Source organism: Velazquezella soli, assembly GCF_977018685.1.
In genome coordinates, this window is sequence record NZ_CDRNXF010000004.1 from 1,697,726 (window position 1) to 1,723,071 (window position 25,346).

Here is a 25,346-nt window from a genome sequence, read left to right on the forward strand (position 1 = left end):
CTTGCGGCTGGCCGCTCAAAGGTCCCGGCAGTGATCAGAAATAGGTGACCGTGACGATCACCGTGTCGGTGTAGTTGCCGGCGGCTGCCGGTTGCGGAGCGACGCGGCCAAAGACCGGTATCGACTGCACAGCGCCGGCCCCCGTGCCGGAGACCAGTGCGCTACCTGTCGCACCCCAAGGTCGAGAATGGGCCTGATCGGCGTAAAGGCCGTAGGCGATCGTGTTCGTGCCGGAGCGCATCAACCGTTGTTCCGGGTTGGTGGCCGCAGCCAGGCCGCCATCCATGGCGATGCTGTAGGTTGCGTTCGGCGTGCAGGTGACGTCGACCCCGCCGCTCGCGGTCACTTCGGAATCGATCAGGCCGTGAAGACCGAAATCTAGGTTCGAAACGGCGATCAGGCAGTTTGCCGCAACGGTTGCCTGGACGGTAAAGCTTGCCTGCGCCAGTGTCGCCGAGGTCGGTGCCGCGCAGTCGAGGGTGCTTCCCTCTTCGTAGTAGAACCGCACCTCGCCGGTGGCGAAGGAGGAGAGGTAGGTGCCGGTGCCAGCGCTCGTCTGGCCGGCAGACAGCCCTCCGTAAAGCGTCACGGCGCCATTGGCCTCACCATCAGATGCGGCGATGCGGATCGTCCGTGGCTGGCCGAGTGTCGTATCGTCATACGAACCCCAGCGGGTCGCGCGGCCGGCGTCGGCGTAGAGCTGGTAACCGAGCTCGTTCGCGCCCGATCGCATGATGCGGGTCCCGCCGGATGTGCCACCGCTGCCGCTGCCGAGATTGCCGCAGAGCGTGACCGCGGTTGCGTTGGCGCTGACGGCGCTGCAACTGATCGAAACCTGCGCCGTCGCATCGGCGGATGCGCCCGAGAGCGTATCGACATTGCCGAAATTGGCGGAGTCGATGTCGACCGTGCAGCTTGCGGCCGCGGCGTCGGCGGCGCCGGCTCCATAGAGGAGCAGGCCGATCCCGGCCTGGAGAAGAAGCGTTCTGAGGCGCTTAAGGCTGGCATATCGCATCGGTAATACTCACCTGTTTGCCCCGCTGGGGCTTGTATTGGAAGGTTGCCACGCAGGTGGTCTCATCCGGCAGCGTCAGGGTGAGGCGGTTGCTGGCTTTCAGATTTTCCACGAGCGTCTGGCCGTCATAGCCGACGACGAAGGGCTCCGATCCGGTCTTCGTCGTGCCACTGGCGCCGACTGCGATGGGTTTTCCGTCCGGTCCGGAGAAGGTCACCAGTGCGGCGTTCGCATCGACGTCGACCTCGAAGTTGACGACGATCCCCGATCGGTCGGCCGGCACCACGACGGTGCGGGTGGTGTTGACGACGGCGTCGAGCGGCGGATCCTCGGGGTCGATCGCAATGTGGTTTTCCTGATAGGAGCGCAGGTTCGGAAGGAGCAGCTTGCCGCCGCTGTTTGTGCGGCCGGCTGGTCTGTTCTCATGCTGGACCTCGACGCCGGGCGCGCCTGCATCGACGATGGCGAACGCGTCGTTGATGCGGTTGGACGCGAAGACGCCGCCTCCGGCCGCGACCAGAGCTCCATCAACGGTCACACTGGCCCTTGTCTTGCTGCCGCGTTGGTCGACGCGCGCCGCCACTTTTCCCGCCGAAGCGCGGTAGCTGACGGCTGCCGAGTTGATCGCGTTTTCCGACTGCGTCCGGCCAACGCTCCAGCCGTAGTCGCCGATCTGCTGACCCAGCGTGCGGCTGACCGTCTGCGTCACGCTGGTTTCGTCTGATTGCGATGCTACCGATGTGGTGGCCGAGATCCGCTTGCCGATCGGGACGAAGAGGCTCGCATAGATTCCGACAGTGCCGTCGGTCGGGCTCTTGATCGCGGACACGGAAAATGTGCTGTCATTGAACACCGGGCGGCTGTAGGAAAGGCCGAGGATACGCTGCCGGTCACCTTCTGCGGTCTCGGCATTGGTGAAGCTGAAGTTCAGGTTCGATCGGTCGAAAGGCGTTGGGACCGACAGGGATACCTGGTCGAGCGCCTTGGGCGGCGCCGCTGATCCGAGCAAGATCCCGTCGGTGGAGCTGCGCTTGTCGGCCGTGACCGAGGCAATGTCCTGAAAACTGCCGAAGCTGCGCTGCATGCGGGCTCTGAGGTGAAAGCCCCGCATCTGTCTCTCCCAGGTCATGCCAACCTGCTCGCCTATTGCACCGTCGTGATAGCTGCCAGCGCCCGAGAGCGATATGACGCCACTCCAAGGGGCAGCGAACACCGCGCCGACACCGCCATGGACGAGATCCTCGCCGCCCTCGGCATGGCCTTCCATCGTCAGCCAGTTGGTCACGCCGGTGCGCAGGGTCGCCGATCCGTAAGGGCGTGAATCGTAGTCATTCGAGTCGATCCCGTAGCCGTGTCGCGCAAAGCCCAGCTCGGCGGAGAAATCGTAAAGCCCGCGGGCGAGCATCTGACTGGACGCGATGAAGCTGCTTTCGGTCGACACCTGCTGCCCTTGAGCGTCGGTGACGACAACCCGGGCATTGCCGCTTCCGTCGACGAAGGGCAGGTTGGTGATGTCGAACGGACCTGCGCCGACCGAACTGGAAAAGCGCTTGGCATCATTGAGATAGACATCGACGGTGGAAGGCACGGCAGCGCTTGCCGACAGTTCCGGCACGGGAAAGGTGACCAGGTCGGATCGCAGGGAGAAGCTGCGTTGCACCTGCAGGCCTCCGAGACGGGTCGGGCGCGTCCAGTTCAGGCCGCCGGTGATGACGTCACCGGCGCTGTAGGTGATCATCGAGTCCTGGTCCGAATAGCGCCAGGTCGTGTCCAGGCGCGTCGAGCCGTAGTAGGTATCGTCAGAGGTGCTGGCGATAAATGTATTGCTGAGGACGCCCAGCGGGCTGAAATACAGGGCTTCGAAAGCGCCGCTCACGCCGGTGAAGCCGAACCGCGAATCCTTTTCGGAATTGTCGGAAGACGCGACGATATTGTAGTTGAGGAGTGCACCGGACGAGGATTGCGCCTTCAGTCTCGGTCTCTTCGGCGCACCGCCGCGCGGCGCCTTGGCGTCGATGATTTTTGGCGCGCGTTCGCCGTTCGATGCGGTAAAATCGATCGTTTGCTGCAGATCGTCGTAGACGAAAGTGACTGATGGTAGCTGATCGATGGTCACGCGGCCATCTTCGCCGATTGCTGTCTTGGCGGGCTTGATGCCGATATTGCGCAGCTGCTCGATCTCGATGGAAAGGGATCCGTCCGGTGCCTGCCGGAAGGCGGCAACGAGATCGGTCTTTACGCCGTTGATCGATACGTACAGATAGAGGTCGCTCGGCCCGCCCGTATCGGTGGCCGCAGGGACGTCAAAAGGATCGGCGTCGGCCGCCAGATCGGCACCCGGAGACAAATCCCCGGATGCCGCATGACCTGCGGTCGGCAGGACGAGGACGGCGAGGCACAAGCACGCCAGGAGCAGGGCTGTCTGACGCGCCATGCGATCCCCTAATCGGTAAACCGAACGGGGATCGAATGCCGGATCATGACGCTAACCTGACCGGCTTTCTTTCGTCCGGCCTCGGGCAGCTGATCGATCAGAAGCCGGTAGGACTCGGTTCCGACAATCGGCTTCTTGCTGACACGGACAACTCTGATCGAGTTCTCAGTACCAGGCTTCAGCGTGGTGATCGGGGGGCTGGCAACCACGTCCGTGGTGGGATCGAGGCGATCCTTCCCATTGACCTTCGTCCAGCGAAAAACCCGCACCTGCACCTTGACCGGCCGCAACCCGTCTTCCCACACCCGAACCGTTCCCGTGGGGGAAGAGGCTTTCAGATCCAAAGTGATCGGAGAAACCCTCAAAGCAGCTGCTCCGGCACCGCCGGCTATCAGGCATGCGAATAGGCTCGCTGCCATGAAGCGCATGGAGATCATCTTGTCATCCTTATTTTAGGTTAGCGACACGCCGCGCCGCCGAGCTTGCCGAAAGGTTCGTGCTTAGTAGTTGATCGTTGCGATCAAGACGTCGGCGTAGGTATCAGCCTGGACGCTCTGGTTCGCTGCAAGCACTGCCGTGAACGGAATGACGTCTGCTCCGCCAGTCGCGGTGCCGTCAAGCGTGTTCGTACCGAGGGTGGCGCCCCAGATCGGGCCGGTCGCCAAGCCCTGGTGAACCGTATAGGTCGCCAGACCACCGTTGGCTACGCCTGTCATAAAGCGGGTTTCAACGGTTGCCAGGGCGCCATTGCCGACACCAAGCTGTATCTGATAGGGCGCATTCGCCGTGCATTGCACGGTCATGTTTCCGGGGACCTCGACGGCTACATCGATCAGGGCCTGATTGCCGAAGGCTACCGGATCAGTGGCCAGCGTGCATTCGGCAGCCACGGTCATGGAGACATCCATGTTGGCATCCAGTGTCTGGGCAAATGCGGCGCTGGACGTCAGGGAAAGGGCTGTAGCGGCGAAAATCGTCGCGAGTATTGTCTTCGTCATGAAGGACCTCAATGGGCGCGATCATTCGCGCTTTGATAGAAATTGGCAATGTTGCCAACCCTAGACTGCGGCCCAATTTGTTAACGAAACATTAATGCCGTTTCTTTCACAAGTAACTAATTTACTCTAAATCAAATAAAGTGATGATGAATCGGAAAATCGATCTTCCGCATTCAAACGAGCCAGCGCGTAATGCGAGTGCCGGGCGACAAGTTACCTATTCGTGATTTAAAGGAGGGCGAAATGTCGAGAGTGCAGGTATCGATTGCGGTGAATACTCAGATCGGTTTTGGTTGAAGAGACGGCGGACGAGAATGCGTCGCTGGGGGGCACTGTTGCGTCGGCGGGTAGTGCGCGGTTTGATCTGGACAATGTCGACCGCAGCTGCCTATTGCTTTCCTTTAGCAACGAACAACAAACAAGGCTCCCGCCCCAATGTCCTCCCGTGACGACACACTCGCCGCCTCCATCCGTGCCATCCGTGATTACCCGAAACCAGGTATCATCTTTCGCGACATCACGACGCTGCTTGGCGATGCCAAGGCGTTCCGTCAGGCGGTGGACGATCTGGTGAAACCTTATGCCGACATGTCCATCGCCCAAGTGGCCGGTATCGAGGCGCGTGGCTTTATTCTTGGTGGCGCACTGGCGCACCAGCTCTCGGCAGGGTTCGTGCCGATCCGCAAGAAGGGCAAGCTGCCGCACGAAACCGTTCGCGTGGCCTATAGCCTCGAATACGGCGTCGACGAGATGGAAATGCATGTCGATGCGGTCAAGCCCGGCGAGAAAGTCATCCTGACCGACGACCTGATCGCGACCGGCGGCACGGCCGAAGGAGCGGTGAAGCTGCTGCGCCAGATGGGTGCGGAGATCGTATCCGCCTGTTTCGTCATCGACCTGCCGGAACTCGGCGGCCGCAAAAAGCTGGAAGCCCTCGGCGTCGAAGTGCGCACGCTGATCGAATTCGAAGGGCACTAACGAAAATCCGCAAATGCCGCCGGTTTTGAGGATTGCGACCGGCGGCGGAGGCGATATCCTTCACCCGTTCCGGACTTGACCGGAGCCTTAGGGAAACGGCCATGGATATCGCAAGCCTGACTGCCTTTGCCGCCGCGTTTCTGGTTTTCGCGGCAAGTCCCGGACCCGACAATGTGACGATCATGGCCCGTACGGTGTCGCACGGTGCGGCCGCCGGTCGCCTACGGAGCCGGAACGGTCACCGGCATCCTGATCTTTCTGTTCCTCGCCGTGTTCGGCCTGTCGCTGGTGGCGGAGGAGCTGGGCATGGCAATGACGGTGCTGCGCTATGCCGGGGCTGCCTATCTGGTCTGGATGGGCGTGCGGTTGTGGTTTGCCGAGCCGGTTCCGGCCGATCATGCCGTGGTAACGGGCCGGTCGGGGCTGGTGGCGACATTTGCGACCGGTGTCCTTCTCAATCTCGGCAATCCGAAAATGCCGCTCTTTTACATAGCGCTCCTGCCCAACGTCGTTGGACCCAATCTCACGATGGAGCAGGCCGGCGTTTTGGCGCTTGTCATCGTCGCCGTCGAGGTTCTGGTGATCGGCGGCCACGTGGTTCTTGCCGGGCGGGCGAGGGCAGCACTGAAGCGCCCAGCGGTTCTGCGGCGCGTCAACCGGGGCTGCGGAGCGGTGATGGTGGGGGCGGGCGTTGCTGCTGTTGCCGTGCGATAGTGGTGTCAGGTGAATTCGAGAACGGTGCCTTCGTAGCGCATCACCGTCTCGCCGTGTTGGTTGACGCCGTCATTTTCCGTCAGGTTGATGAAGGTGCCGGGGCGGCTTCCGAGCGGGCGCGATTCGATCAGGGTCACGGAATAGGTGATGCTGTCGCCGGCATAGACGGGTTTCAGCCACTGCAGCGACTTGAAGCCGGCGGAAGGGCCGAGTTTCGGGGCGGCGAGGCCGGCGGCTTCGAGGCGTACGACTTCCGCTGTCCAATATGCCATGAACGTCTTCATCCAGCCCGCGCATGTGTGCCAGCCGGAGGCGCAGAGCCCGCCGAAGACGTAGTGTTTTGCGGCTTCCGCATCCACATGGAAGGGTTGCGGATCGAATTTCCGGGCGAACCGGATGATGTCTTCAGGGGTGAAGAGCAGCGTGCCGGTTTCGATCCGCGTGCCGGGGGGAGAGAGTTCGATCAGCCTCATGCCGTGACCTCGGCCGCGTTTCGGAGCCGGATCATGATCGGGTTTTCACCGCGCATGACGATCTGGCCTCGCTGATTGGTGACTTCGTGCAGGAAGTTGACGAGGCCGATGCCCGGGCGGGAGCGGAGCAGGCGGGTCGAGGCCACGGTGGAGCGGCCGGACAGCGTGTCGCCAGCGAGGACCGGCTTTTTCCATTCCATCAGTTCGATGCCGGGCGAGCCTTCGGACGCTGCGCGCGACAGCCAGCCGTCATACATCATCCGCATGAACATCGACGATGTATGCCAGCCGGACGCCGAGAGACCGCCGAGAATGCTGGCACGTCCGGCGGCTTCATCGAGATGCATGGGCTGAGGGTCGAATTCGGTGGCGAACTCGACGATTTCCTCGGCCGTCACCTGCTTATCCGCAAGCGGGAAGGTGCGATCCGGGGTGAAGTCCTCGAAGTGATATTCGATTTCCATCATCTCGTTCGCGCCTCCGCGGGTTCCCGATCAGGTGTTGAAGCGGAAGTGGATCACGTCGCCGTCGTTTACGACATATTCCTTGCCTTCGTCGCGGCCCTTGCCGGCTTCCTTGGCGCCGACTTCGCCCTTGAAGGCGACGTAGTCATCAAAGCCGATGGTGAAGGCGCGGATGAAGCCGCGTTCGAAATCCGTGTGGATGACGCCGGCAGCGGCCGGGGCCTTGGTGCCGCGGACGATCGTCCAGGCGCGGGTTTCCTTGGGGCCGACCGTGAAATAGGTGATCAGGTGAAGGAGGTTGTAACCGGCGCGGATGAGGCGATCGAGACCTGCTTCTTCAAGGCCGAGCGCCGAGAGGAATTCCTTGGCTTCGTCTTCCGGCAGCTGCGCGACTTCAGATTCGATGGCGGCCGAGATGATGACGCATTCGGCACCCTGTTCCTTGGCCATCTCTGCCACGGCCTTGGTGTGCTCGTTGCCATCGACGGCATCGCTTTCGGCGACGTTGCAGACGTAGAGGACGGGATGCGAGGTCAGGAGGTTTAGAGCCTTCAAAATCTCGATGTCGTCGGCTGCCAGCGTCTTCAGAAGAATGCGGGCAGGCTTTCCGTCGTTGAGAAGCTTGATGACGGCTTCCATGACCGGCAGCTGGGCGACGGATTCCTTGTCGTTGGTCTTGGCGCGCTTGCGGGTCTGTTCGACGCGGCGCTCCAGGCTTTCGAGGTCGGCGAGCATGAGCTCGGTCTCGATCGTCTCGGCATCGCCGACCGGATTGATGCGGCCTTCGACATGGGTAATGTCGTCGTCTTCGAAGCAGCGTAGCACGTGCACGACAGCATCGACTTCGCGGATATTGGCGAGGAACTTGTTGCCGAGACCTTCACCCTTCGAGGCACCGCGCACGAGGCCGGCGATATCGACGAAGGAGATACGGGTTGGAATGATTTCCTTGGAGCCGGCGATGGTTGCCAGCTGCTGCATGCGCGGATCCGGAACCGCGACTTCGCCCGTGTTCGGCTCGATCGTGCAGAACGGATAGTTGGCAGCCTGCGCCGCCGCAGTCTTGGTGAGAGCGTTAAAGAGCGTGGACTTGCCGACATTCGGCAGGCCGACGATACCGCATTTGAAACCCATGGGACGGACCCCGTCTGACTAGAATTGTTCGTTGCCGTGGCTATGGGGGAAACAGGCCGGGCGGTCAAGGGTTGGCGGCTTGGGGGAGGCGGCGGGACGCTGGTAACGACGCAAAACAGAATTCGGAAACGAGACGTCGGCTTGCGATGCAAACGCAAATCAGACCCACCGGTCCCAATCGGGCAAATCACCGCAGTTGCTTGAATTTCCGATCCGTCGGTGCGATATAGCCAGCATACAACTATTGCTGTTTGAGCATGGCGAACGTCATCAGGAGATGCGGATGGCCGGAGACACCACCCTTTCGCCGAAGACGACGACAAAGCCCAAGCTGGAGCGGCCGAAGCTCTACAAGGTTATGCTCGTCAACGACGATTATACGCCACGCGAATTCGTGACCATGGTTCTGAAAGCCGTGTTCCGGATGAGCGAGGATACGGGCCGGCGGGTGATGATGACCGCCCACCAGATGGGTGTGGCGGTCGTGGTTGTCTGCACCAAGGATATTGCAGAGACCAAGGCCACCGAGGCGATCGATCTCGCCAAGGAAGCCGGTTTTCCGCTGATGTTCACGACCGAGCCTGAAGAATAGCCGGTCGTCGGCTCAGGAAGCGGTGACGCCGAGTGCTTCGGCGGAGATCCAGAACACTGCGTCTTGCGATTCTTCGGTTTCCAGCCAGACGAAGTCGAGCGCGGGATACTCTTCCTCGAGAATTTCACGGCCGGAGCCGATCTCGCAGATCATGCCGCCTTCGGGATTGAGGTGGTTTGCGGCTTCCGCCAGCAATGTCCGCACCAGATCCAGACCATCCACGCCACCATCGAACGCCATCGACGGCTCGGCACGGAATTCCGCCGGGAAGCCATCCATCGCGTCGTGATCGACATAGGGCGGGTTGGTGATGATCAGGTCGTATTTCCGGCCTGCAAGCGGCTGGAAGAGATCGCCCTGATGCAGGCTCACCTGCTGTTCGACCTCGTGTTCCCTAAGGTTCAGCTTTGCCACTTCCAGCGCGTCGGCCGACAGATCCACCGCATCGACGGCGGCGTTGGGGAAGAATTTGGCGGCCAGCACCGCAAGGCAGCCGGAGCCGGTGCAGATGTCCACAGCGCTCTCGACCATCATCTGGTCGGGCAGGAAGGACGATCCGTTCGGACCGAGATATTCGCGAAACAGGATCTCGCCGATATGCGAGCGTGGCACGATGACCCGCTCGTCAACCAGAAACCGGACGCCCTGGATATAGGCGCGGCCGGTGAGATATGCGGAGGGTTTGCGGGTCGTGACGCGGGCCTCGATACGCTCTGCGAGAAGCCTGCGCTCGGCCGGCAGGAGGCGGGCGTCGAGGAAGGGATCGAGCGCGTCGATCGGCAGGTCGAGCGTATCGAGCAGCAGAAAGGCCGCGTCGTCGCCGGCAGTCGTGGTGCCGTGGCCAAAGGAAAGATTGGCGGCGTTGAAGCGCGAGATTGCATAGCGCCAGTAATCGCGCAGCGTGACGAGTTCGGTCGTGAGAGCGGTCATATCTGGTGTCATCTTACTTGTCCTTGTCGCCGAACAGTTTCTTCAGCATGTCGGCCATCGGGCCGGTGGCCGGGATGTTCGGTTTCATGCCGCCGCGCGCCTGGTGGATATGGCTCTTGCCCGCTGGTTTTGGCGCCTTCGGGGTGGGCTTCGGCTTTTCGTCCTCGTCCGGCTGGCTGCCGACGGCAAGGGCGAGCTTGTTCATCAGCTGCGAATCCTCGCCCTTCACCAGCATTTCGGCATTGTCGGCGAGCGCATCGAGAAGCTGCGGCAACCAGGCCTGATCCAGCTTGTCGAAATCGCCGAGCACGTGGTTGTTGACGAATTCCTTGGCGCCGGGATGGCCGATGCCGAGCCGCAGGCGGCGGTAATCCTTGCCACAATGGGCGTCGAGCGACTTGATGCCGTTGTGACCGCCATGTCCGCCGGCCGTCTTGATGCGCGCCTTGCCGGGCGCAAGATCCAGCTCATCGTAGATCGCGATGATATTTTCAGGCCCGAGCTTGTAGAAGCGCATGGCTTCGCCGACCGCTTCGCCCGACAGGTTCATGTAGGTCTGCGGCTTGATCAGCAGAACCTTGTCGCCGGCGAGCTCGCCTTCGGAAATGAGGGCCTTGAACTTCTTTGCCCATGGCGAAAAGCCCGGCCGCCGCTGGATGGCGTCGAGCGCCATGAAGCCGATATTGTGGCGATTGCCGGAGTACTTGCTGCCGGGATTGCCGAGACCCGCAATGATCAACATGAAGTGCGTCCGAATTTTCGTACAGGATGTGGTCTCACCACCCCGAAACGGAACGGAAGTCAACCCGGTTTCGTCCCTGCCGACTGATTGGCACCGCTGATCGCTTGCTCAGTGTTCGGCCTTGAGGCCGTAACGCCGGTAGATCGTGTCCTGGCGGCCATCGCGGATCATGCTGTCGAGTGCGGACTGCATTTTAGCGATCAAGGCGTCCGGGACTGTTTTCTGACAGGCAATGCCGAGCTTCTCCTCGGAGAGGGGAACCACCCTCTCGACGTCGGTGCCATTGTTCTTCAGCCTCTGATAGACGCCTTCCGACATGGGCATCATGTCGATCCGGCCCCGGACGAGCTTGCGCAGCGACGTGTCGAAATCGGCGCTGAGATCGAGGTTCGCAAATCCCATCGATTTCAAAAGGTCCTCGGTAAAGTCGAGCCGATGGGTTCCGATCAGAAAGCTCTTCGCCTCATCGAGCGTCGTGGCGTGGATCGACGAGCCCGCCCGCTTGACCAGGATCGTATGGTTCACGGAGATCGTCATGACCCATTTGAACCGCGGCTTGCGGTCCGCTGTCTGCGCTGCCGAGAAGGCGCAGGTCATCGGCTCGGTCTCGGCGAGCGCGATGGCGCGCGCCCAAGGGATCATTTCAACGTCATAGGGTATCTGCGCTTGCCGCATGATGACATCGATCTGGTCTATGCCTGCGCCGCCATAGCGACCGTTCTGATCACGGTAGCTGAAGGGTGCATAGGGCTCTGTCTTGAGCTTGAGCCTGTCTGCGGCGTGCGCCTGCAGGCAAGACCACGGTCCGATTGTTGCAGCGAGAGCAAGCACGACGAGTGCTGCGCTTGTCATGCCACACCTGATCGAGGACATCTGCTGCTCCACATCGAGGGCCGGGATTTCAGCTTGCAATAGAATCAATTCGGTCGCCGCTTCGGTCGGCGTTCAACATCGTAAGGACATCGCCGATCGCTTGCGGTCGTGCGAAGTAGTAACCCTGAGCGTATTCGATGCCCATGTCGATGAGTGTCGAACGCTGATATTCGGTTTCGACGCCTTCGGCGACGACATGGCAGTTCATCTTGTGCGAGATCGCGGCAATGCCTTCGATCAGCATCTTGTTTCGACGATCGATATCATCATCGCCATTGTTGAGAGACCGGATAAAGGATTGGTCGATCTTGACGATATCGACCGGGAAACGGCTGAGATAGCTGAGCGAGGAATAGCCGGTTCCGAAGTCGTCAAGCGCGATGCGGCAACCGATGTTGCGGATCTCGTCGAGCAGCCTGCGGATTTCCGGATTGTCATGCATCAGCACGGCCTCCGTGATCTCGATGACCAGTCGGGACGGGCGGATTGCGTAGCGGCCGAGCAAGGTTGACAGCTTGACGGGAAGGCTCGCATCGAATTGCAGCGGCGATACGTTGACGGCGACATAGGTGTCAGACATGCCCGGTATCCGGGAGATGCGGGCAAGATTGGCGACGGCGTCCTCAAGGATGAGATTGCCGATCTGGCCGATCGTACCGGTTTCCTCGGCGACGCTGACGATTGCGCCCGGAGGGACAAGCCCCTTGCGCGGATGGCGCATGCGCATGAGCGCTTCAAAGCCGTTGCAGGCGCCGGTCCTGATATCCACGATCGGCTGGAGATGCGCTTCGAACCAGTTGGCGGCAAGCGCTGCTTCGATGTCGGTTTCGATTTCGGCACGTTCCCGCGTCTTGTCGAGGATGGCCGAATTATAGACCTGCGCACCGTTCTTGCCGTCGCGCTTGCGGGCATACATGGCCAGATCCGACTTCTGCAAAAGCTCGGCGCCGCTTGCGGCATGAGCAGGGTAGAAGGCAAGGCCGATACTGGCGCTAAGGCGCACACTGTTGGTCTCGATGCGGAATGGAACGTCAAAGAACTCGACGATTCTCTGGCACAGCTCGGTGCCGCGCCGTTCCGACCCCTCGCCACACAGAAGAATGGCAAACTCGTCGCCGCCCAGGCGCGATGCCGCGTCGTGGTCGCCCAAAAGCGGCAGCATCCGCTCGACGAACTGGCCAAGCACGAGATCGCCGGCCGCATGACCGAGATTGTCGTTGATCGATTTGAACCGATCGAGATCAACGAACAGACAGGCGATGTCGGTTCCGTTGCGATCCGCCTCGATGATTTTCTGCTCAAGCGCCGCCTCGAACCCCTGACGGTTGAGAAGACCGGTCAGGTGGTCGGAAATGGCCTGCTGATAGTTGCGGATTTCTGACTGCTTGAGCTCGGTGACGTCGGTCATCACGCTCAGCGAGCCGGTCTCGCCGTCGCCCGCGGAACCGAGTTCGGTCTCGGCGATAAGGACGTTCATCGTCTTGCCGGACTGACAGATGAAGCGCACGGTGACTTCGAACGCCGGTCCGCGCGATTGCACCTGCGATTTCCTGTTGTGGTAGAGGCTGCGGTCTTCCGGCATCACCAGTTCGCAGAAGGGCAGGTTCAATATGTCAGATCGGCTGTACCCGGTCGCAACGAGCCAGTAGTCGCTGACGGCGGCTATCCTGTCGTCGGCGTCGAGCGAAAACAGCATGGCCGGCGTGAGATTGTAGGTCTGCGTCGTCTTGCGATGTGCCAGCTTCAGCTCGCGCTCCTCGTGTTCGAGAAGGGTCTGCATCTCGTTGAAGCTCTTGGCCAGTCGTCCCATTTCATCGGTGGAGCGCCAGTCGACATGGTGACGAGAACCGAGGCGACGGGTCGCTTCGATTGCGGCGGTCAAACGCAGAAGAGGTTTGATCACCATCACGCGGTTGCCGAGAATGGCGGCGCCGAACACGGTCAGGATGGCGATGATGAAGATCGAGATGAAGGCGAACTCGAATTCGTGAAGCTTCGAGAACCAGCCGATTGTCGGGATGCTGACGCTGACCTTACCGACAACGCGAGCGCCGTAGTTCGACATGTAGGTGATGGGCTGTGAGCGGATCGTCAGGTCGCTCAGGGATATCTCTTGCGGCGTGACTTCCGATATATTCAGTTTGCCCGTCGTGTCGGTGACGCGAACCGCGTAGATGGTCGGATCTTTCACCATGGCGACGGCGATCTGGTGAACGCTTTCGGTATCGAGATCCCAGAGGGGCTTGGCAAGCGCCTGCGAGTTCGTCGCCAGAACGATGTCGACATGCTCTTCGAGCGCCCGAACCGCCTGCTGCGATGACAACGCCAAAAGCAGCGTGAACAACGGCACGACGACGGCCAGAAGCGCGCCCGAAATAATGGCTATGAACCGACTCTCAACGGAATGAGCCACCCGTATTCCCCGCCTGCTTGTAGTCGGTGTTAGCCGCCGACTGCGTGTTCCCCAACACAGTAATTGGCCGGATAATTCCAGCCATTGATTAAGCTTTACTGAAGCCGGGAAGAGTAAAGCGAAGCGGATCTTAAAGAGGGTTACGTAATCCTGACCGGAAAACGTAAAAGCCCGCCTTCGTTGGAAGGCGGGCTCTCAGAAAGACAAGACGAAAATGTCTTATTCGGCTTCAGGAGCCGCAGTCTCAGTCGCTTCTTCTTCTTCGACGCCTGCAGCAGGTGCAACGATCGTCGCGATGGTGAAGTCGCGGTCGGTGATGACAGGTGTCACGCCCTTCGGCAGCTTAACGGCCGAGATGTGGAGGCTGTCGCCGATCTTGGCGTCGGTCAGATCAACCGTGATGAATTCCGGGATCTGGTCGGCCGGGCAATGGAACTCGACCGTGTGACGGACGATGTTCAGAACGGCGCCCTGCTTGATGGCCGACTTGTCTTCGTTTTCGAAGTGTACCGGTACTTCGACGTTGACTTCAGTCTTGGCCGAAACGCGCAGGAAGTCGACATGCATGGTGAAGTCGCGGACCGGATCCAGCTGGTAGTCCTTCGGGAGGACCTGGATCTTCTTGCCGTCGAATTCGATCGTCGCGATGGTGGTCATGAAACCGCCAGCGTGAATGCGCTTCGTGACTTCGTTCGTGTTGAGCACGATCGACAGAGGAGCCTGCTTGTCACCATAGATGACTGCAGGGATAAAACCGTTGCGGCGAAGTTCACGGGAGGACCCCTTACCGACCCGTTCGCGCGCCTCGGCCTTGAGCACGTAAGTTTCCTTGCTCATGGCAATTCCTTTCGAGGTTGTTTGGAGAGTTCTTCGCGGACAGTGCCGCGTCAAACCGGAGGGCATCGTCCGACGCTCTCCATCCGCGTTGCCTCCAAGGGTGTCTACGCGGACGGGGTCCCTATAGTCTATCAGGGCAGGAGACGCAAGGGATCTGCGGCGTGGTTGGCTCTGCGAACCGGTCGTCGTCGTTACCTACCGCCAGATACCCGCGTGGCCAATATGAAACTTCCGGTATGTGCCGTTTTGCCATCCATTAATGACGTTCATTCGAAATTAGCGAGATTCGATAAATGCGAGGTCCGGGCGACCGAATTTGTTAAATTGTGAGGGTCAAGACGGTGTTAACTCCGGAGACCAAGATCTAACATGTACGCCGTTCTGTCCTGTCTGGCCTATGAGCACAATCTCTTCCTCGTCGTCGTGGCGGGGGCGCTCTGCTTCATTGCGAATGCGGGAACCGTGGTTTTTGCCGCCCGGGCACGACAGGCAAACGACCGCAGCCGCTACGGCTGGGTGATCGTCTCCGGCGGAGCAGGGGGCTTCGGGATCTGGGCAACACATTTCGTCGCCATGCTCGCCTACGATCCGGGCCAGCTCTTCACATTCAATCTGTCATTGACGCTGCTGTCGCTTGGTATTGCATTTCTCGCGACATTTGCGGCGGGACTGCTTGCCGTGCTGTTTACCGGCAAATCCGGCGCTGTGGCCGCTGGCCTGGTATTCGGTACCGGCGTTTCCTGCATGCATTTTACCGGCATGGCGGCGATCGAGTTCGGCGGCCTGATCGTCTGGTCGCAGCCGCTCGTCATCGCTGCCATCGTCACCGCGATCGTCATGTCGACGACAGCCTTCCTCATGATCCTGAAGGGAGGCCTTGCAAACAACATTCTTGCTGCAGGTCTCCTGTCGCTCGGCATCGTCTTTATGCATTTCATCGCGATGGGCGCGGCAACGCTTGTCCCGGGTTTCGGGATCCTGCCTGAAGACGGGATGCTGTCGAAGCCGCTGATGCTGGCAACGATCATTGCCGTCTCGCTGTCGCTGATCGGGTCGGGCCTGGCCGTTGCCACCATCACCGGGCGTGCGGCGCGGTCCTCGAAGGCCAGCGAAGCCAATTTCCAGATGCTCGTGCGCGGGGTGACCGACTACGCGATCTACATGCTTTCACCCGAGGGCGCCGTCTCCAGCTGGAATGCAGGGGCAGAGCGTGCCAAGGGGTACAGCGCCGACGAGATCATTGGTCAGCATTTTGCACGTTTCTATTCGGCTGAAGAACAAGCCCGGGGTCTGCCGGAACAGGCGCTCGCAACAGCGCGCACAACCGGTCTGTTCGAGGCGGAAGGCCGGCGCTACCGCAAGGATGGGAGCTGGTTCTGGGCACATGTGGTGATCCAGCCCGTCCTCGACGACGATGGCGTGCTTGCCGGCTACGCCAAGATCACGCGCGACATCACCCGTCAGAGACAGGACACCGACCGGATCGCCTCCGTGACGCAGAACCTGGATCTGGCGCTTGAGAACATGGCGCAGGGGATCTGCCTGTTCGATCGCGAGCAGCGGTTGGTGCTGACGAACCGGCGCTACGGCCAGATTTTTCGGTTTGAGGAAGGCGCTCTGAAGCCGGGTATGACATACCGCGAGATCGTGGCTCTTGGCTACAGGACCTCGTTTGCCGACGCGGCGGAGGCGGAAGCACGGGCAGAACAGCATTATGAGCGCAACATCGCAGCCATCAATTCCAGGCAGGAAGCCCTTCTACACCGACTGAGCGACGATCGGACGATCCGGATCGATTTCAGCTATCTCGATCAGGGCGGCTGGGTTTCGACATTCGAGGATATCAGCGAGCGGATACGGTCGGAGGAAAAGATCGCCTTCATGGCGAAGCATGACAGCCTGACGCAGCTTCCGAACCGTCCGGCCCTTATGGAATATCTCGAAGCCGAGGTGCGTAACGCGGAGAGCGAGGGCGGGCATGTTGCGGTCGTCGGCATCGATCTCAACAAGTTCAAGCAGATCAACGATCAGTTCGGGCACGCGGCCGGCGATGCCGTGCTCAAGGAAATTGCCGAGCGGATGAATTCGATCGTGCGGCCGCACGAGATGTTTGCCCGGTTCGGCGGCGACGAATTCGTGGCCGTGAAGCGCTACGGGGATTTGGCCGAAGTGTCCGAGTTCCTGGACCGATTGTCGGATGCGTTCGGGCAGCCGATCCAGATCGAGGTGCATCGTCTCAGTCCCGGCGCAAGCATGGGTGTTGCGCTCTACCCGCATGACGGTGCATCCCCCGATGCGCTGATCGCGAACGCGGACCTGGCCATGTACCGCGCCAAGGGATCGCTCTCGCGCGACATCTGCTTCTACGACATCGAGATGGACGAGGCCGCCCGCGACCGCACCAAGATGGCCGAGGATCTGTGGACGGCGATCGAGCAGGATCAGCTCAGGCTGCACTACCAGGTGCAGAAATCGGTCGCGACCGATGAGATCACCGGTTACGAGGTCCTGCTGCGCTGGAGCCATCCGGAGCGGGGCAATGTCTCGCCGGCCGATTTCATCGGGGTTGCCGAGGAGTGTGGCGCCATCCTGCCGATCGGCGCGTGGGTTCTGCGCGAAGCATGCCGGGAGGCGGCGAACTGGCCGAATGACTACAAGGTTGCGGTCAATCTGTCGCCGGTGCAGATCGCCCATGCCGACATGCCGGCGCTGGTCCATACCGTGCTTCTGGAAACCGGTCTGAAACCAAGCCGTCTCGAGCTTGAAATCACCGAAAGCTCGATCATCAGCGACAAGCAGCGGGCGATGAATGCGCTTCGCTCCATCAAGGCGCTGGGCGTATCGATTGCGATCGACGATTTCGGGACCGGCTATTCGTCGCTGGAGACGCTGCGCTCCTTCCCGTTCGACAAGATCAAGCTCGACCGGAGCTTCCTGACCGAAGTGGACCGCAGCGAGCAGGCAACGGCCATGGTGCGAGCAATTCTGGCTTTGGGGCAGGGCCTGCAGATCCCGGTTCTCGCGGAGGGTGTCGAGACGGTGAACCAGCTCGACATTCTGCGGCGGGAAGGATGCCACGAAGTGCAGGGCTATCTTCTCGGTCGGCCGATGCCGATGGAAGATCAGCCGAACCCGCAGTCTGGGTCAGAGATGGGCTCGGCCAACCAGAACGCTGCCTGAAGATCGCGGAAACGTTTGACCTAGCGTCGAGGTTCGCCGCCGGGGGCGTAGGCCGTTTTCTGCTCGAACCGGAATTTGTGGCCGCAGTCGCTACAGCGCAGCATGTATTTGCGCGGATCTTTCGAGGCGAACTCGGTCTGAAAACCTTTCGGGAGTTCGTCGATGCGAAAATCGCGATTGCTGGCGCGCTTGTCGTCGGACTCGGAGACTTCGGCATAACCGGCATGTCCGCACTGCGAGCATTCGAGTTTTCGGGAATAGCGGTCGCGGGCGGCCATGCGGAACTCCTTGGGTACCGCGCCTACATAGTCAACAGACGCCGCGAATGCAAAACGCCGGGATGAAAATCCCGGCGTTTATATTCTTGGCGTTCAACTCACGTCGCGATCAGCGGCGGCATTCGCCCGGAGAGACCGCGCCGAAGCCGGCATTGCGGGCTTCGCAGGCATTCGGGAATGTCTGGAGCCGACCGCCACGCTGGCCGCAGACCGGGCGATATTCGCGGGTGCACATGCCGCCGCCATTTTCAGGACGGTCAGGTCTGCCGGGACGATCCGGCCTCGAGGGGCGATCCCAATCCGGGCGGTCAGGCCTTGATGGACGATCCGGGCGATCGGGTCTGGATGGGCGATCCCAATCTGGACGGGGATCGGGGCGATCGGGCCGGCTCCAGCCGGGGGCGGGACGTTCCGGCGGATAGCCGGGGCCTGGACCTGCGTCGACGCAGGCGGAAAGCATTGGAGCCAGGATGAAAAGTGCAAGCCATTTCGGCTTGTTTCGTAGGATCGACATCGCGATAGGTCCTCCCTCTGCAGATGGATGGCAGACCTCTATCAGACTTACATAGCCGTGGGACAGGGGCCGCAGCGTTTTTGCTGCAAAGCCCGTCCCACGGTCATGCGTCAATCCTAGTCGAACAGGCTCGAGACGGACTCTTCCATGGCGGTACGGTTGATCGCCTCGCCGAGAAGGTTTGCCGTGGTGATGACGCGGATATTGTGCGCCGACTGAACGGATGTCGTCGGCTGGATCGAATCCGTGATCACCAGTTCCTTGAGCTTGGACGCCGCGATGCGGGCAACGGCACCGCCCGACAGCACGCCGTGGGTGATGTAGGCGGTGACGCTTGTGGCGCCGTTCTTCAGAAGCGCCTCGGCTGCGTTGCAGAGCGTGCCGCCGGAATCGACGATATCGTCGATCAGCAGACAGTCCTTGCCGGTCACGTCACCGATGACGTTCATGACTTCCGACTCGCCTGCGCGTTCACGCCGCTTGTCGACGATGGCGAGCTGGCAGCCGAGGCGCTTGGCAAGCGCACGGGCGCGAACCACGCCGCCGACATCCGGCGAGACCACCATGACGTTGTTGAGGTCGTAGTGTTCCTTCACGTCGCGCGCAAGAATCGGCACGGCGTAGAGGTTGTCGGTCGGGATATCGAAGAAGCCCTGGATCTGGTCTGCGTGCAGATCGAGCGTCATGACACGGTTGGCGCCGGCCTCGGTGATGAGGTTGGCGACGAGCTTGGCCGAGATCGGCGTGCGCGGCCCGGCCTTGCGGTCCTGGCGGGCATAGCCGAAATAGGGAAGCACAGCCGTGATGCGCTTGGCGGAAGACCGCCGGAACGCATCGATCATGATCAGCAGTTCCATCAGGTGATCGTTGGTCGGAAACGACGTGGACTGGATGACGAACACGTCTTCCCCACGGACATTCTCCTGTATTTCAACGAAGATTTCCTGGTCTGCAAATCGCCTTACCGAGGCTTTTCCGACTGGTACATTAAGATAGCTGCAGATCGCGTCGGCCAGATGCCGGTTCGAATTGCCTGCGAAAACCTTCATTGCGGTCCGCCTGTATTGAAGCTGGATGGCGGCCTTTTACCGGCGCCACCTTCGAATGCAATAGCGTTTTCCCTCAGGCCACCGTTTTTTGCGAAGAAACAGTGACCGTGTCACATCATGGTTACCTAACCGCCATGCGATTGCCGCCAGCTCATATAGTCCTGGATCGTCTTTGCGGCGATGAGTTCCATGGTTGAGGAGGGCACTGCGGCCCATGGATCCTGGCCGCTGCCGGGCACATTTTCCTGCCCCTGCATGCGGTGAAGTCTGGAGCCGGTATTGTCGAGAACATCCCAGACGTAGACGATGGTGATCTTTTCGCCATCGCTGAAGGCCGAGAAATAGCCCTTGAGGATCTGCTCGGTACCCGTATCGCTGGAGGGACGGATCGTCAGCCCGGCGGCGCGCGCCTCGGCGCCAAGCCTTCGCGACAGCGGCGTCACGGCCTGTACGGGGGCACCGATGATCGGCAGGAAGCGGATGGTGTTGCCTGCGGCGGCGGGCAGGGAAGCCTCCTGCTGGGGCGCTACAGCGGTAGACTGGGCTTCAGCCTGGCTTTGGCCCTGCCAGTCGGGCGGTGGGCCTGAAGAGGCGGGCGAGGTCTGGTTGCCAGACTGCATCGCCTGGGCCTGCGCCTCCAGCGTATTTTGCGGGCGCGGCTGGTAGGTGTCGTTTCTGTAGGTCTGATTGCTGTAGGTCTCGGGCCTTGGGGATCGGGCCATGCGTTCCGTATCGGCCTGGGTGACCGGTGTCGATGCGCGACTGCCGCCGCCGATCTCGGCGCGCGGCGTCAGCGCCTCGCTGGTGTTGCAGCCGGAGACGGTCAGCGCAACGATGCAGGCGGAAAGCAGTTTTCCGATAAGCCGCATGCGTTCGCCCCTTTGCCGGTTCCCATCCCGCGACAAGCTAAGGTCGGATTTTCCGGCCTGTCAATGATCGCGGGCTTCTCAGCCCTGGATAAGGTCGAGACCATGGCGTGAAAGCGGCTGGGGAGCGCCTTCCGTCGTCAGATAGGTCTGGCCGAGCGTCATGGCCGCGCCGCTGTCGCTGTCCATGATGATCATGTGCACGAACAGCGTCATGCCGGGCAGGATCTCCTGCGGATTGCCGAAGTGGAACATCTGGTGCTCCATCCACGACGGCGAGAAGCGGGCGCCCAGCGAATAGCCGCAGGCATTCAGCCGGTGACGGGAGAGGCCGCGTTCGTCGAGGATCCTGGCATGGGTATCGAACACGTCCCCGAATGTATGACCTGGAGACAGAACCTCCTCTATCGCCCGGATCGTCTCGAGGCAGGCCTTGTAGAGTTCCTTGTGGCGCGGCGATGGCTCGCCGACGAGCGCGGTGCGCATCATCGCGACGTGATAGTGGGCGGCCGTGCCGGCCCATTCGAGCGTCAGCTGGTCGGTGGCATCGAGCTTGCGGCGACCGGCCTTGTAACGGCACAGAAGCGCATCCTCGCCGGACCCGATGATGAATTCGTTGGCGGGATAATCGCCACCGCCGGAAAACACCGCGCCCTGCATCGCCGCGAGGATATCGGCCTCGTCGCCGCCGGCCTTGATCAGCGGCAGAGCGGCGTCGAGCGCATCATCGGCCAGTTCGGCGGCGCGTTGCACATGAGCGATCTCGGCCGCGCTTTTGACGAGGCGCAGGCGGCTGACCAGATAGGATGCGTCACTGAGCTGGCCGAAATTGGTGAGCTGGTTGTCGAGCAGGCGCGCGATGCGGCCGGTCATGCCATGCGTGTCGTATTCGACGCCGATCTTTGCGCCGAGCAGATCGAGTTCGCTCAAGAGGTTCTTGAGATCCAGCGTCGGATCGGCATTCACCCGGTCGACCCAGACCACGATGTTTTCGATGATCGAGGTCTGGCGGGCCTGGCGAAGGTCGGCAGAGCGCGTGAGCAGCGTCATCGAGCCATCGGCCTTCACGACCAGCGTCTGGAAGAAGCAGTAGCCGAACGTGTCGTAGCCGGTCAGCCAGTACATGCTTTCCTGCGCAAACAGCAGGATGGCATCGAGCTTTTCCTCGGCCATCTTCGTCGTCAGGCGGGCGAGACGATCGGCATATTCCGATCTGTCGAAGTGCAGAGCCATGGTAGTCCTCCCGAACTTTTATTGCTGAAGCGCGATGGCTGAAATCTGGCGGCCGTAATCCGGCTCTTGGTCATGCGTCGTGCGGCGATAGGAAAAGAAGCGTTCCCGATCCGGGTAGGTGTCGAGGCCGAGGTTCTCAGCGGTGACGCCTGCCGCCTTCAGCCGCGACATGGTGAGAGCGGGCAGATCGAACATAGAATGCTGTGGCTTTGGAGACGGTGTGAAGAAGGCTGCGTATTCGGGGTTCACGCCGAGGAAGCGTTCCACGAATTCCGGGCCGACCTCGTAGCTGTCAGGGCCGATCGAGGGTCCGAGAACGGCCACGATCTTTTCCCTTTCAGCGCCGAGCGACACCATCGCGTCGATCGTGTTTTCGAGCACGCCTGTCAGCGCGCCCTTCCAGCCGGCGTGAGCCGCGCCGATCACGCCATTGTCGCCATCGGCAAACAGGATGGGGCCGCAATCGGCAGACAGGACGCCGATCACGACGCCCGGCGTGGCCGCGACCATCGCATCGACCTGCGGGCGCTCGCCTGAATAGGCGGCATCGACCACGACCACATCAGGCGAATGGACCTGATGGACGGTTGCGAGCTTTTCGAGCGGCAGATCGAACCAGGCCGCAACCCGCCGGCGGTTTTCGAGAACGAGCGTCTGATCGTCTTTCGACCCGACACCGACATTGAGACCGGCGTAGATTCCGTCCGACACGCCGCCCTTTCGCGTGAAGAAGCCGTGGCGGATTTTGGCGCCGGCTGCTGCGTTCAAGACTGCGCTTTCGATCGGCGTCGGCGAGGCGTTCTCCGGCATCGGTTTATCCACCCTGCTGATTTTGTTGGTTTTTGCGTGATGCACCGTCGGCGGCACTCGCTGCTTCGATTGGGCGCGAGATTGGCGCAAGCCGATAGCGTGTGTCAATCCGCCCGGACGTGCTCTTTCAGTCGACCGGACGGAAGGGCATCAGATTGACCGCGGAGCCCGAGACGGCGATGACCTTGAAAAGCTCGCCCATCTTGCCCGCACCTTCGCCGGCAAGACGATCGACCGCGGCAGCAATCAGCCGCTGTTCGGACGGTTCCTTGTCGCGCGCAAGGGCTGAAGCCCGTTCGGCAAGGCCGAGGCCATAGAGGAACTCGCCCTGATGGAGGCCGCCGTTCAGATGAATGCCGGACGCCAAGGCGACCTTGGCGAGATCTTCGAAATCGACATGGCTGGTCAGATCTGCCTCGCCGGGGCTGGCAAGCGGCGGGTCATAGTCGTGGTTCTTTACGGCCTGCAGCGTATCGCCGAAACTGGTGACCATATGGCCGTAGTCGATGACGAGCGCACTGCCGCCGAAATGCCTTAGCCTTTCGCAGAGCGTCTGCATGACGGCCTGGCGGGCAGGGGCGAATTCGAAGATCGTGCCTTCCGGGATGGAAGCGACGGGGGCCGGCAGGAGGACCGGATCGAGCGTGGCGATGCCGGCGACGAAGGACAGCTCGTCCTCCGGGCCGAGGCCTACGAGCCTTTCGCGAAAACCGGTCGGGGTCCGCACGAACTGGCGGATCGGGATCGCGTCGAACAGTTCGTTGGCGGCGATCAGGGTGAACCCTTCCGGCACGTCTTCGAAACTGTCGTGCCAGGAAATCTTGGTCGAATAGGCCTCGAGCGTCACGCGCTGAACGCCGCGAAGGCGTTCGCTGGTTTCCACCAGATGGACACGCAGGCCGTCCATCAGGGATGGTGCGATGCGCTGGATGACGCGCAGCATGTCGGACATCATCGTGCCGCGGCCGGGACCGATCTCGACCAGGCGCACATCGCCCGGGCTACCCTGGCGCTGCCAGGCATGGACCATGAAGATGCCGACCATTTCGCCGAACAGTTGGCTGATCTCCGGCGCGGTGACGAAATCACCATGCCGGCCGAAAGGTTCGCGGGTGCGGTAGTAGCCGAATTCCGGATCGGCGAGGCAGAGCGCGAAATAGTCGGTGACGCTGATCGGTCCGCTGGCGCGGATCAGCGTCTTGATCTTTTCGGCAAGGGGCGTGGTTACTTCTGGGCTGTTCACGGGTGCCTCACACTTTCGCCGCGGAGGCGACGCGAGCCCGCGTGATCGCCCAGATGCCAACAGCAACCATCGGTAGTGATAGCACCATGCCCATCGTTAGCCAATTGGTGCCGAGCAAATAGCCGAGCTGCACATCCGGTTCGCGGAAGAACTCGACAAAAATTCGGCAGAGCCCGTAGCCGAGGACGAACGCGCCGCAGATGGTGCCGGGTACACGAAGGGCCTTGAAACGATAGATCAGGAGTGCCAGCACCAGAAGCAGGATGATGCCTTCCAGGCCTGCTTCATAGAGTTGGCTCGGATGGCGGGCGAACGGGCCACCGGTCGGGAAGACGACAGCCCATGGTGCATCGCTCAACCGTCCCCAGAGTTCGCCGTTGACGAAGTTCGCAATGCGGCCGAACAGCAGGCCGAACGGCACGACGGCGGCGACGATGTCGAACATGCTCCAGACGGGAATGGCATGGCGGCGGGCAAACACGATCATCGCGATCGTCGCGCCGAGGAAACCGCCGTGGAAGGACATGCCGCCGTTCCAGATCTCGATCGCGCGGATCGGGTTTTCCAGGATCGGGCCGAGATCGTAAAACAGGATGTAGCCGATGCGGCCGCCGAGCACGACGCCTGCCGCGATCCAGACGAGGAAGTCGTCGAGATGGACCGCGGTCATCGGGGCCTGACCGTTGGGCCACAGTGACGCGTTTGCGGTCAGCTTGCGGGCGTAAAGCCAGCCCAGCATGATACCGGCAACATAGGCAAGGCCATACCAGTGTACCGCAAGCGGCCCCAAGGAGAACGCGACCGGATTTATCTCGGGAAATGGCATGAGAGCAAAAAAATGAAGCGCTTCGTACAAATTACAGGTGTCTCGCTTACTCACAGTCGTGTGAAAAGATGGACTTGGGGACATCGCCGGTCAAGATGAATCTCATTCTGAGACGCGCGCAACAGTGGATGACGCTTGCAACGCGGCGACCCAAGCCCTACTTCAGATCCCATAGGACAAACACAGGCCGATATCGGGCCGATATCGCTGCCGATGGCAAGGAGACGGAACCTTATGTCGACCGGAACGAACCGCATATTCGACGATTTCGCACGGCTGATGACGGACGCTGCCGGCGCTGCACAGGGTGTGCGCAAGGAAGTGGAGACGGCTTTCCATGCCCAGGCGGAACGGTTCCTTAACAACATGGATCTGGTCAAGCGGGAGGAATTCGAAGCCGTTCGCGAGATGGCTGCCCGCGCCCGCGACGAGAATGTTGCGCTAAAGGCCCGTCTCGATGCGCTGGAGGCAAAATTCGGCCAGAGCCAGAGCCATGATCAGGGCCATTCAGGTCAGTAGGCCACTTCAGATCGGGCCATAAACTGTGGCCCCTCAGGGGATTCGCAATCTCCGTTTGAGATCGCCGTCAAAGTCCAGCGCCAAAAGCCTGCGCGGCGATCTTTCCCAGCCTATTCGCGATTGAGCGTCATCGCGTCTAATCGGCACAGTCAGGCGTCTGTTTTGCCTCGCCAAATCCCCATGAATTTACAAAAAATTAAGCCCTGTGGACACTCTTAAAAAAGCCAGCGT

At 61.1% G+C, this 25,346-nt stretch carries 24 protein-coding genes and 1 pseudogene; 5 read left to right on the forward strand and 20 right to left on the reverse strand.

Going from position 1 to position 25,346, the window contains the following annotated elements; genetic code table 11:
- Positions 1 to 34 precede the first annotated feature (34 nt).
- The 4 genes from AC0JZ8_RS11780 to AC0JZ8_RS11795 form a co-directional block, all read right to left on the reverse strand.
- The gene (locus AC0JZ8_RS11780; RefSeq protein ID WP_471892566.1) at positions 35 to 1,015 is read right to left on the reverse strand and encodes a Csu type fimbrial protein; all 981 of its coding nucleotides are present in this window, start codon (positions 1,013 to 1,015) and stop codon (positions 35 to 37) included.
- Positions 996 to 3,449, reverse strand: coding sequence for a fimbria/pilus outer membrane usher protein (locus tag AC0JZ8_RS11785; protein ID WP_471892567.1), 2,454 nt, complete (start codon positions 3,447 to 3,449; stop codon positions 996 to 998). Before AC0JZ8_RS11785 ends, AC0JZ8_RS11780 begins: the two co-directional genes overlap by 20 nt.
- Before the next feature lie 8 nt (positions 3,450 to 3,457).
- Positions 3,458 to 3,886 (reverse strand): fimbrial biogenesis chaperone, encoded by a 429-nt coding sequence (locus AC0JZ8_RS11790; RefSeq protein WP_471892568.1) that lies wholly within the window; start codon positions 3,884 to 3,886, stop codon positions 3,458 to 3,460.
- Positions 3,887 to 3,949: 63 nt separating this feature from the next.
- A complete protein-coding gene (locus AC0JZ8_RS11795; RefSeq protein WP_062582946.1) occupies positions 3,950 to 4,447 on the reverse strand; it encodes a Csu type fimbrial protein in 498 nt (165 codons plus the stop codon).
- A gap of 435 nt (positions 4,448 to 4,882) precedes the next feature.
- On the opposite strand from AC0JZ8_RS11795, the gene AC0JZ8_RS11800 reads away from it, so the two are divergent.
- Entirely contained in the window at positions 4,883 to 5,425 is a 543-nt protein-coding gene (locus AC0JZ8_RS11800; RefSeq protein ID WP_062455760.1) for an adenine phosphoribosyltransferase, read from the forward strand.
- Positions 5,426 to 5,526: 101 nt separating this feature from the next.
- Positions 5,527 to 6,139, forward strand: a pseudogene (locus tag AC0JZ8_RS11805) (LysE family translocator).
- 5 nt (positions 6,140 to 6,144) lie between these two features.
- Here AC0JZ8_RS11805 and AC0JZ8_RS11810 read toward each other — a convergent pair.
- The 3 genes from AC0JZ8_RS11810 to ychF are packed head-to-tail and all read right to left on the reverse strand — an operon-like array spanning position 6,145 to position 8,210.
- Positions 6,145 to 6,612, reverse strand: coding sequence for a MaoC family dehydratase (locus tag AC0JZ8_RS11810; protein WP_062455766.1), 468 nt, complete (start codon positions 6,610 to 6,612; stop codon positions 6,145 to 6,147).
- Positions 6,609 to 7,079, reverse strand: a complete 471-nt coding sequence (locus AC0JZ8_RS11815; protein ID WP_471892569.1) for a MaoC family dehydratase — start codon at positions 7,077 to 7,079, stop codon at positions 6,609 to 6,611. The genes AC0JZ8_RS11810 and AC0JZ8_RS11815 overlap by 4 nt, the downstream gene beginning before the upstream one ends.
- 27 nt (positions 7,080 to 7,106) lie before the next feature.
- On the reverse strand, positions 7,107 to 8,210 hold the full coding sequence (gene ychF, locus AC0JZ8_RS11820; RefSeq protein WP_092660374.1) for a redox-regulated ATPase YchF: 1,104 nt from the start codon (positions 8,208 to 8,210) through the stop codon (positions 7,107 to 7,109).
- Between the two features lie 283 nt (positions 8,211 to 8,493).
- Between ychF and clpS the strand changes: the two genes are divergently transcribed.
- Positions 8,494 to 8,802 carry an ATP-dependent Clp protease adapter ClpS gene (gene clpS, locus AC0JZ8_RS11825; RefSeq protein ID WP_471892570.1) on the forward strand — a complete coding sequence of 103 codons (309 nt, stop codon included), beginning with the start codon at positions 8,494 to 8,496 and terminating at the stop codon, positions 8,800 to 8,802.
- Between the two features lie 12 nt (positions 8,803 to 8,814).
- On the opposite strand, the gene prmB is transcribed toward clpS, so the two are convergent.
- The 5 genes from prmB to AC0JZ8_RS11850 form a co-directional block, all read right to left on the reverse strand.
- Positions 8,815 to 9,744 (reverse strand): 50S ribosomal protein L3 N(5)-glutamine methyltransferase, encoded by a 930-nt coding sequence (gene prmB / locus AC0JZ8_RS11830; protein WP_471892571.1) that lies wholly within the window; start codon positions 9,742 to 9,744, stop codon positions 8,815 to 8,817.
- A gap of 1 nt (position 9,745) precedes the next feature.
- Positions 9,746 to 10,474, reverse strand: coding sequence for an aminoacyl-tRNA hydrolase (gene pth / locus AC0JZ8_RS11835; protein WP_062455780.1), 729 nt, complete (start codon positions 10,472 to 10,474; stop codon positions 9,746 to 9,748).
- A gap of 108 nt (positions 10,475 to 10,582) precedes the next feature.
- Positions 10,583 to 11,347 (reverse strand): substrate-binding periplasmic protein, encoded by a 765-nt coding sequence (locus tag AC0JZ8_RS11840; protein WP_471892572.1) that lies wholly within the window; start codon positions 11,345 to 11,347, stop codon positions 10,583 to 10,585.
- A 28-nt stretch (positions 11,348 to 11,375) separates the two neighbouring features.
- Entirely contained in the window at positions 11,376 to 13,760 is a 2,385-nt protein-coding gene (locus tag AC0JZ8_RS11845; RefSeq protein WP_471892573.1) for a putative bifunctional diguanylate cyclase/phosphodiesterase, read from the reverse strand.
- Positions 13,761 to 13,979: 219 nt separating this feature from the next.
- Entirely contained in the window at positions 13,980 to 14,597 is a 618-nt protein-coding gene (locus AC0JZ8_RS11850; RefSeq protein WP_062455789.1) for a 50S ribosomal protein L25/general stress protein Ctc, read from the reverse strand.
- Between the two features lie 369 nt (positions 14,598 to 14,966).
- Here AC0JZ8_RS11850 and AC0JZ8_RS11855 point away from each other — a divergent pair, with 369 nt between their 5' ends.
- The gene (locus AC0JZ8_RS11855; protein WP_471892574.1) at positions 14,967 to 17,777 is read left to right on the forward strand and encodes a bifunctional diguanylate cyclase/phosphodiesterase; all 2,811 of its coding nucleotides are present in this window, start codon (positions 14,967 to 14,969) and stop codon (positions 17,775 to 17,777) included.
- Between the two features lie 20 nt (positions 17,778 to 17,797).
- Here AC0JZ8_RS11855 and AC0JZ8_RS11860 read toward each other — a convergent pair whose 3' ends face one another.
- From AC0JZ8_RS11860 to lgt, 8 genes are all read right to left on the reverse strand, one after another.
- Positions 17,798 to 18,055 (reverse strand): hypothetical protein, encoded by a 258-nt coding sequence (locus AC0JZ8_RS11860; protein WP_062455795.1) that lies wholly within the window; start codon positions 18,053 to 18,055, stop codon positions 17,798 to 17,800.
- Positions 18,056 to 18,164: 109 nt separating this feature from the next.
- A complete protein-coding gene (locus AC0JZ8_RS11865) occupies positions 18,165 to 18,569 on the reverse strand; it encodes a Kazal-type serine protease inhibitor family protein (protein ID WP_082472021.1) in 405 nt (134 codons plus the stop codon).
- 116 nt (positions 18,570 to 18,685) lie between these two features.
- Positions 18,686 to 19,618 (reverse strand): ribose-phosphate pyrophosphokinase, encoded by a 933-nt coding sequence (locus tag AC0JZ8_RS11870; RefSeq protein ID WP_062455798.1) that lies wholly within the window; start codon positions 19,616 to 19,618, stop codon positions 18,686 to 18,688.
- Positions 19,619 to 19,743: 125 nt separating this feature from the next.
- Positions 19,744 to 20,487 carry a hypothetical protein gene (locus tag AC0JZ8_RS11875; RefSeq protein ID WP_471892575.1) on the reverse strand — a complete coding sequence of 248 codons (744 nt, stop codon included), beginning with the start codon at positions 20,485 to 20,487 and terminating at the stop codon, positions 19,744 to 19,746.
- 78 nt (positions 20,488 to 20,565) lie between these two features.
- Complete coding sequence (locus tag AC0JZ8_RS11880; protein ID WP_471892576.1) at positions 20,566 to 21,717, reverse strand: M24 family metallopeptidase; 1,152 nt, start codon at positions 21,715 to 21,717, stop codon at positions 20,566 to 20,568.
- Positions 21,718 to 21,735: 18 nt separating this feature from the next.
- On the reverse strand, positions 21,736 to 22,527 hold the full coding sequence (gene pgeF, locus AC0JZ8_RS11885; protein WP_113110724.1) for a peptidoglycan editing factor PgeF: 792 nt from the start codon (positions 22,525 to 22,527) through the stop codon (positions 21,736 to 21,738).
- Between the two features lie 127 nt (positions 22,528 to 22,654).
- A complete protein-coding gene (locus tag AC0JZ8_RS11890) occupies positions 22,655 to 23,770 on the reverse strand; it encodes a class I SAM-dependent methyltransferase (RefSeq protein ID WP_062455810.1) in 1,116 nt (371 codons plus the stop codon).
- Between the two features lie 7 nt (positions 23,771 to 23,777).
- Complete coding sequence (gene lgt, locus AC0JZ8_RS11895; RefSeq protein ID WP_062457920.1) at positions 23,778 to 24,596, reverse strand: prolipoprotein diacylglyceryl transferase; 819 nt, start codon at positions 24,594 to 24,596, stop codon at positions 23,778 to 23,780.
- A 234-nt stretch (positions 24,597 to 24,830) separates the two neighbouring features.
- Between lgt and AC0JZ8_RS11900 the strand changes: the two genes are divergently transcribed.
- A complete protein-coding gene (locus AC0JZ8_RS11900) occupies positions 24,831 to 25,115 on the forward strand; it encodes an accessory factor UbiK family protein (protein WP_062582967.1) in 285 nt (94 codons plus the stop codon).
- Positions 25,116 to 25,346: the final 231 nt, after the last annotated feature.

Coding starts and splice junctions, on each gene's coding strand:
- AC0JZ8_RS11780 (WP_471892566.1), bottom strand. CDS start 1,015: ATGCGATATGCCAGCCTTAAGCGCCTCAGAACGCTTCTTCTCCAGGCC.
- AC0JZ8_RS11785 (WP_471892567.1), bottom strand. CDS start 3,449: ATGGCGCGTCAGACAGCCCTGCTCCTGGCGTGCTTGTGCCTCGCCGTC.
- AC0JZ8_RS11790 (WP_471892568.1), bottom strand. CDS start 3,886: ATGATCTCCATGCGCTTCATGGCAGCGAGCCTATTCGCATGCCTGATA.
- AC0JZ8_RS11795 (WP_062582946.1), bottom strand. CDS start 4,447: ATGACGAAGACAATACTCGCGACGATTTTCGCCGCTACAGCCCTTTCC.
- AC0JZ8_RS11800 (WP_062455760.1), top strand. CDS start 4,883: ATGTCCTCCCGTGACGACACACTCGCCGCCTCCATCCGTGCCATCCGT.
- AC0JZ8_RS11810 (WP_062455766.1), bottom strand. CDS start 6,612: ATGAGGCTGATCGAACTCTCTCCCCCCGGCACGCGGATCGAAACCGGC.
- AC0JZ8_RS11815 (WP_471892569.1), bottom strand. CDS start 7,079: ATGATGGAAATCGAATATCACTTCGAGGACTTCACCCCGGATCGCACC.
- ychF (WP_092660374.1), bottom strand. CDS start 8,210: ATGGGTTTCAAATGCGGTATCGTCGGCCTGCCGAATGTCGGCAAGTCC.
- clpS (WP_471892570.1), top strand. CDS start 8,494: ATGGCCGGAGACACCACCCTTTCGCCGAAGACGACGACAAAGCCCAAG.
- prmB (WP_471892571.1), bottom strand. CDS start 9,744: ATGACACCAGATATGACCGCTCTCACGACCGAACTCGTCACGCTGCGC.
- pth (WP_062455780.1), bottom strand. CDS start 10,474: ATGTTGATCATTGCGGGTCTCGGCAATCCCGGCAGCAAGTACTCCGGC.
- AC0JZ8_RS11840 (WP_471892572.1), bottom strand. CDS start 11,347: ATGTCCTCGATCAGGTGTGGCATGACAAGCGCAGCACTCGTCGTGCTT.
- AC0JZ8_RS11850 (WP_062455789.1), bottom strand. CDS start 14,597: ATGAGCAAGGAAACTTACGTGCTCAAGGCCGAGGCGCGCGAACGGGTC.
- AC0JZ8_RS11855 (WP_471892574.1), top strand. CDS start 14,967: ATGTACGCCGTTCTGTCCTGTCTGGCCTATGAGCACAATCTCTTCCTC.
- AC0JZ8_RS11860 (WP_062455795.1), bottom strand. CDS start 18,055: ATGGCCGCCCGCGACCGCTATTCCCGAAAACTCGAATGCTCGCAGTGC.
- AC0JZ8_RS11865 (WP_082472021.1), bottom strand. CDS start 18,569: ATGTCGATCCTACGAAACAAGCCGAAATGGCTTGCACTTTTCATCCTG.
- AC0JZ8_RS11870 (WP_062455798.1), bottom strand. CDS start 19,618: ATGAAGGTTTTCGCAGGCAATTCGAACCGGCATCTGGCCGACGCGATC.
- AC0JZ8_RS11875 (WP_471892575.1), bottom strand. CDS start 20,487: ATGCGGCTTATCGGAAAACTGCTTTCCGCCTGCATCGTTGCGCTGACC.
- AC0JZ8_RS11880 (WP_471892576.1), bottom strand. CDS start 21,717: ATGGCTCTGCACTTCGACAGATCGGAATATGCCGATCGTCTCGCCCGC.
- pgeF (WP_113110724.1), bottom strand. CDS start 22,527: ATGCCGGAGAACGCCTCGCCGACGCCGATCGAAAGCGCAGTCTTGAAC.
- lgt (WP_062457920.1), bottom strand. CDS start 24,596: ATGCCATTTCCCGAGATAAATCCGGTCGCGTTCTCCTTGGGGCCGCTT.
- AC0JZ8_RS11900 (WP_062582967.1), top strand. CDS start 24,831: ATGTCGACCGGAACGAACCGCATATTCGACGATTTCGCACGGCTGATG.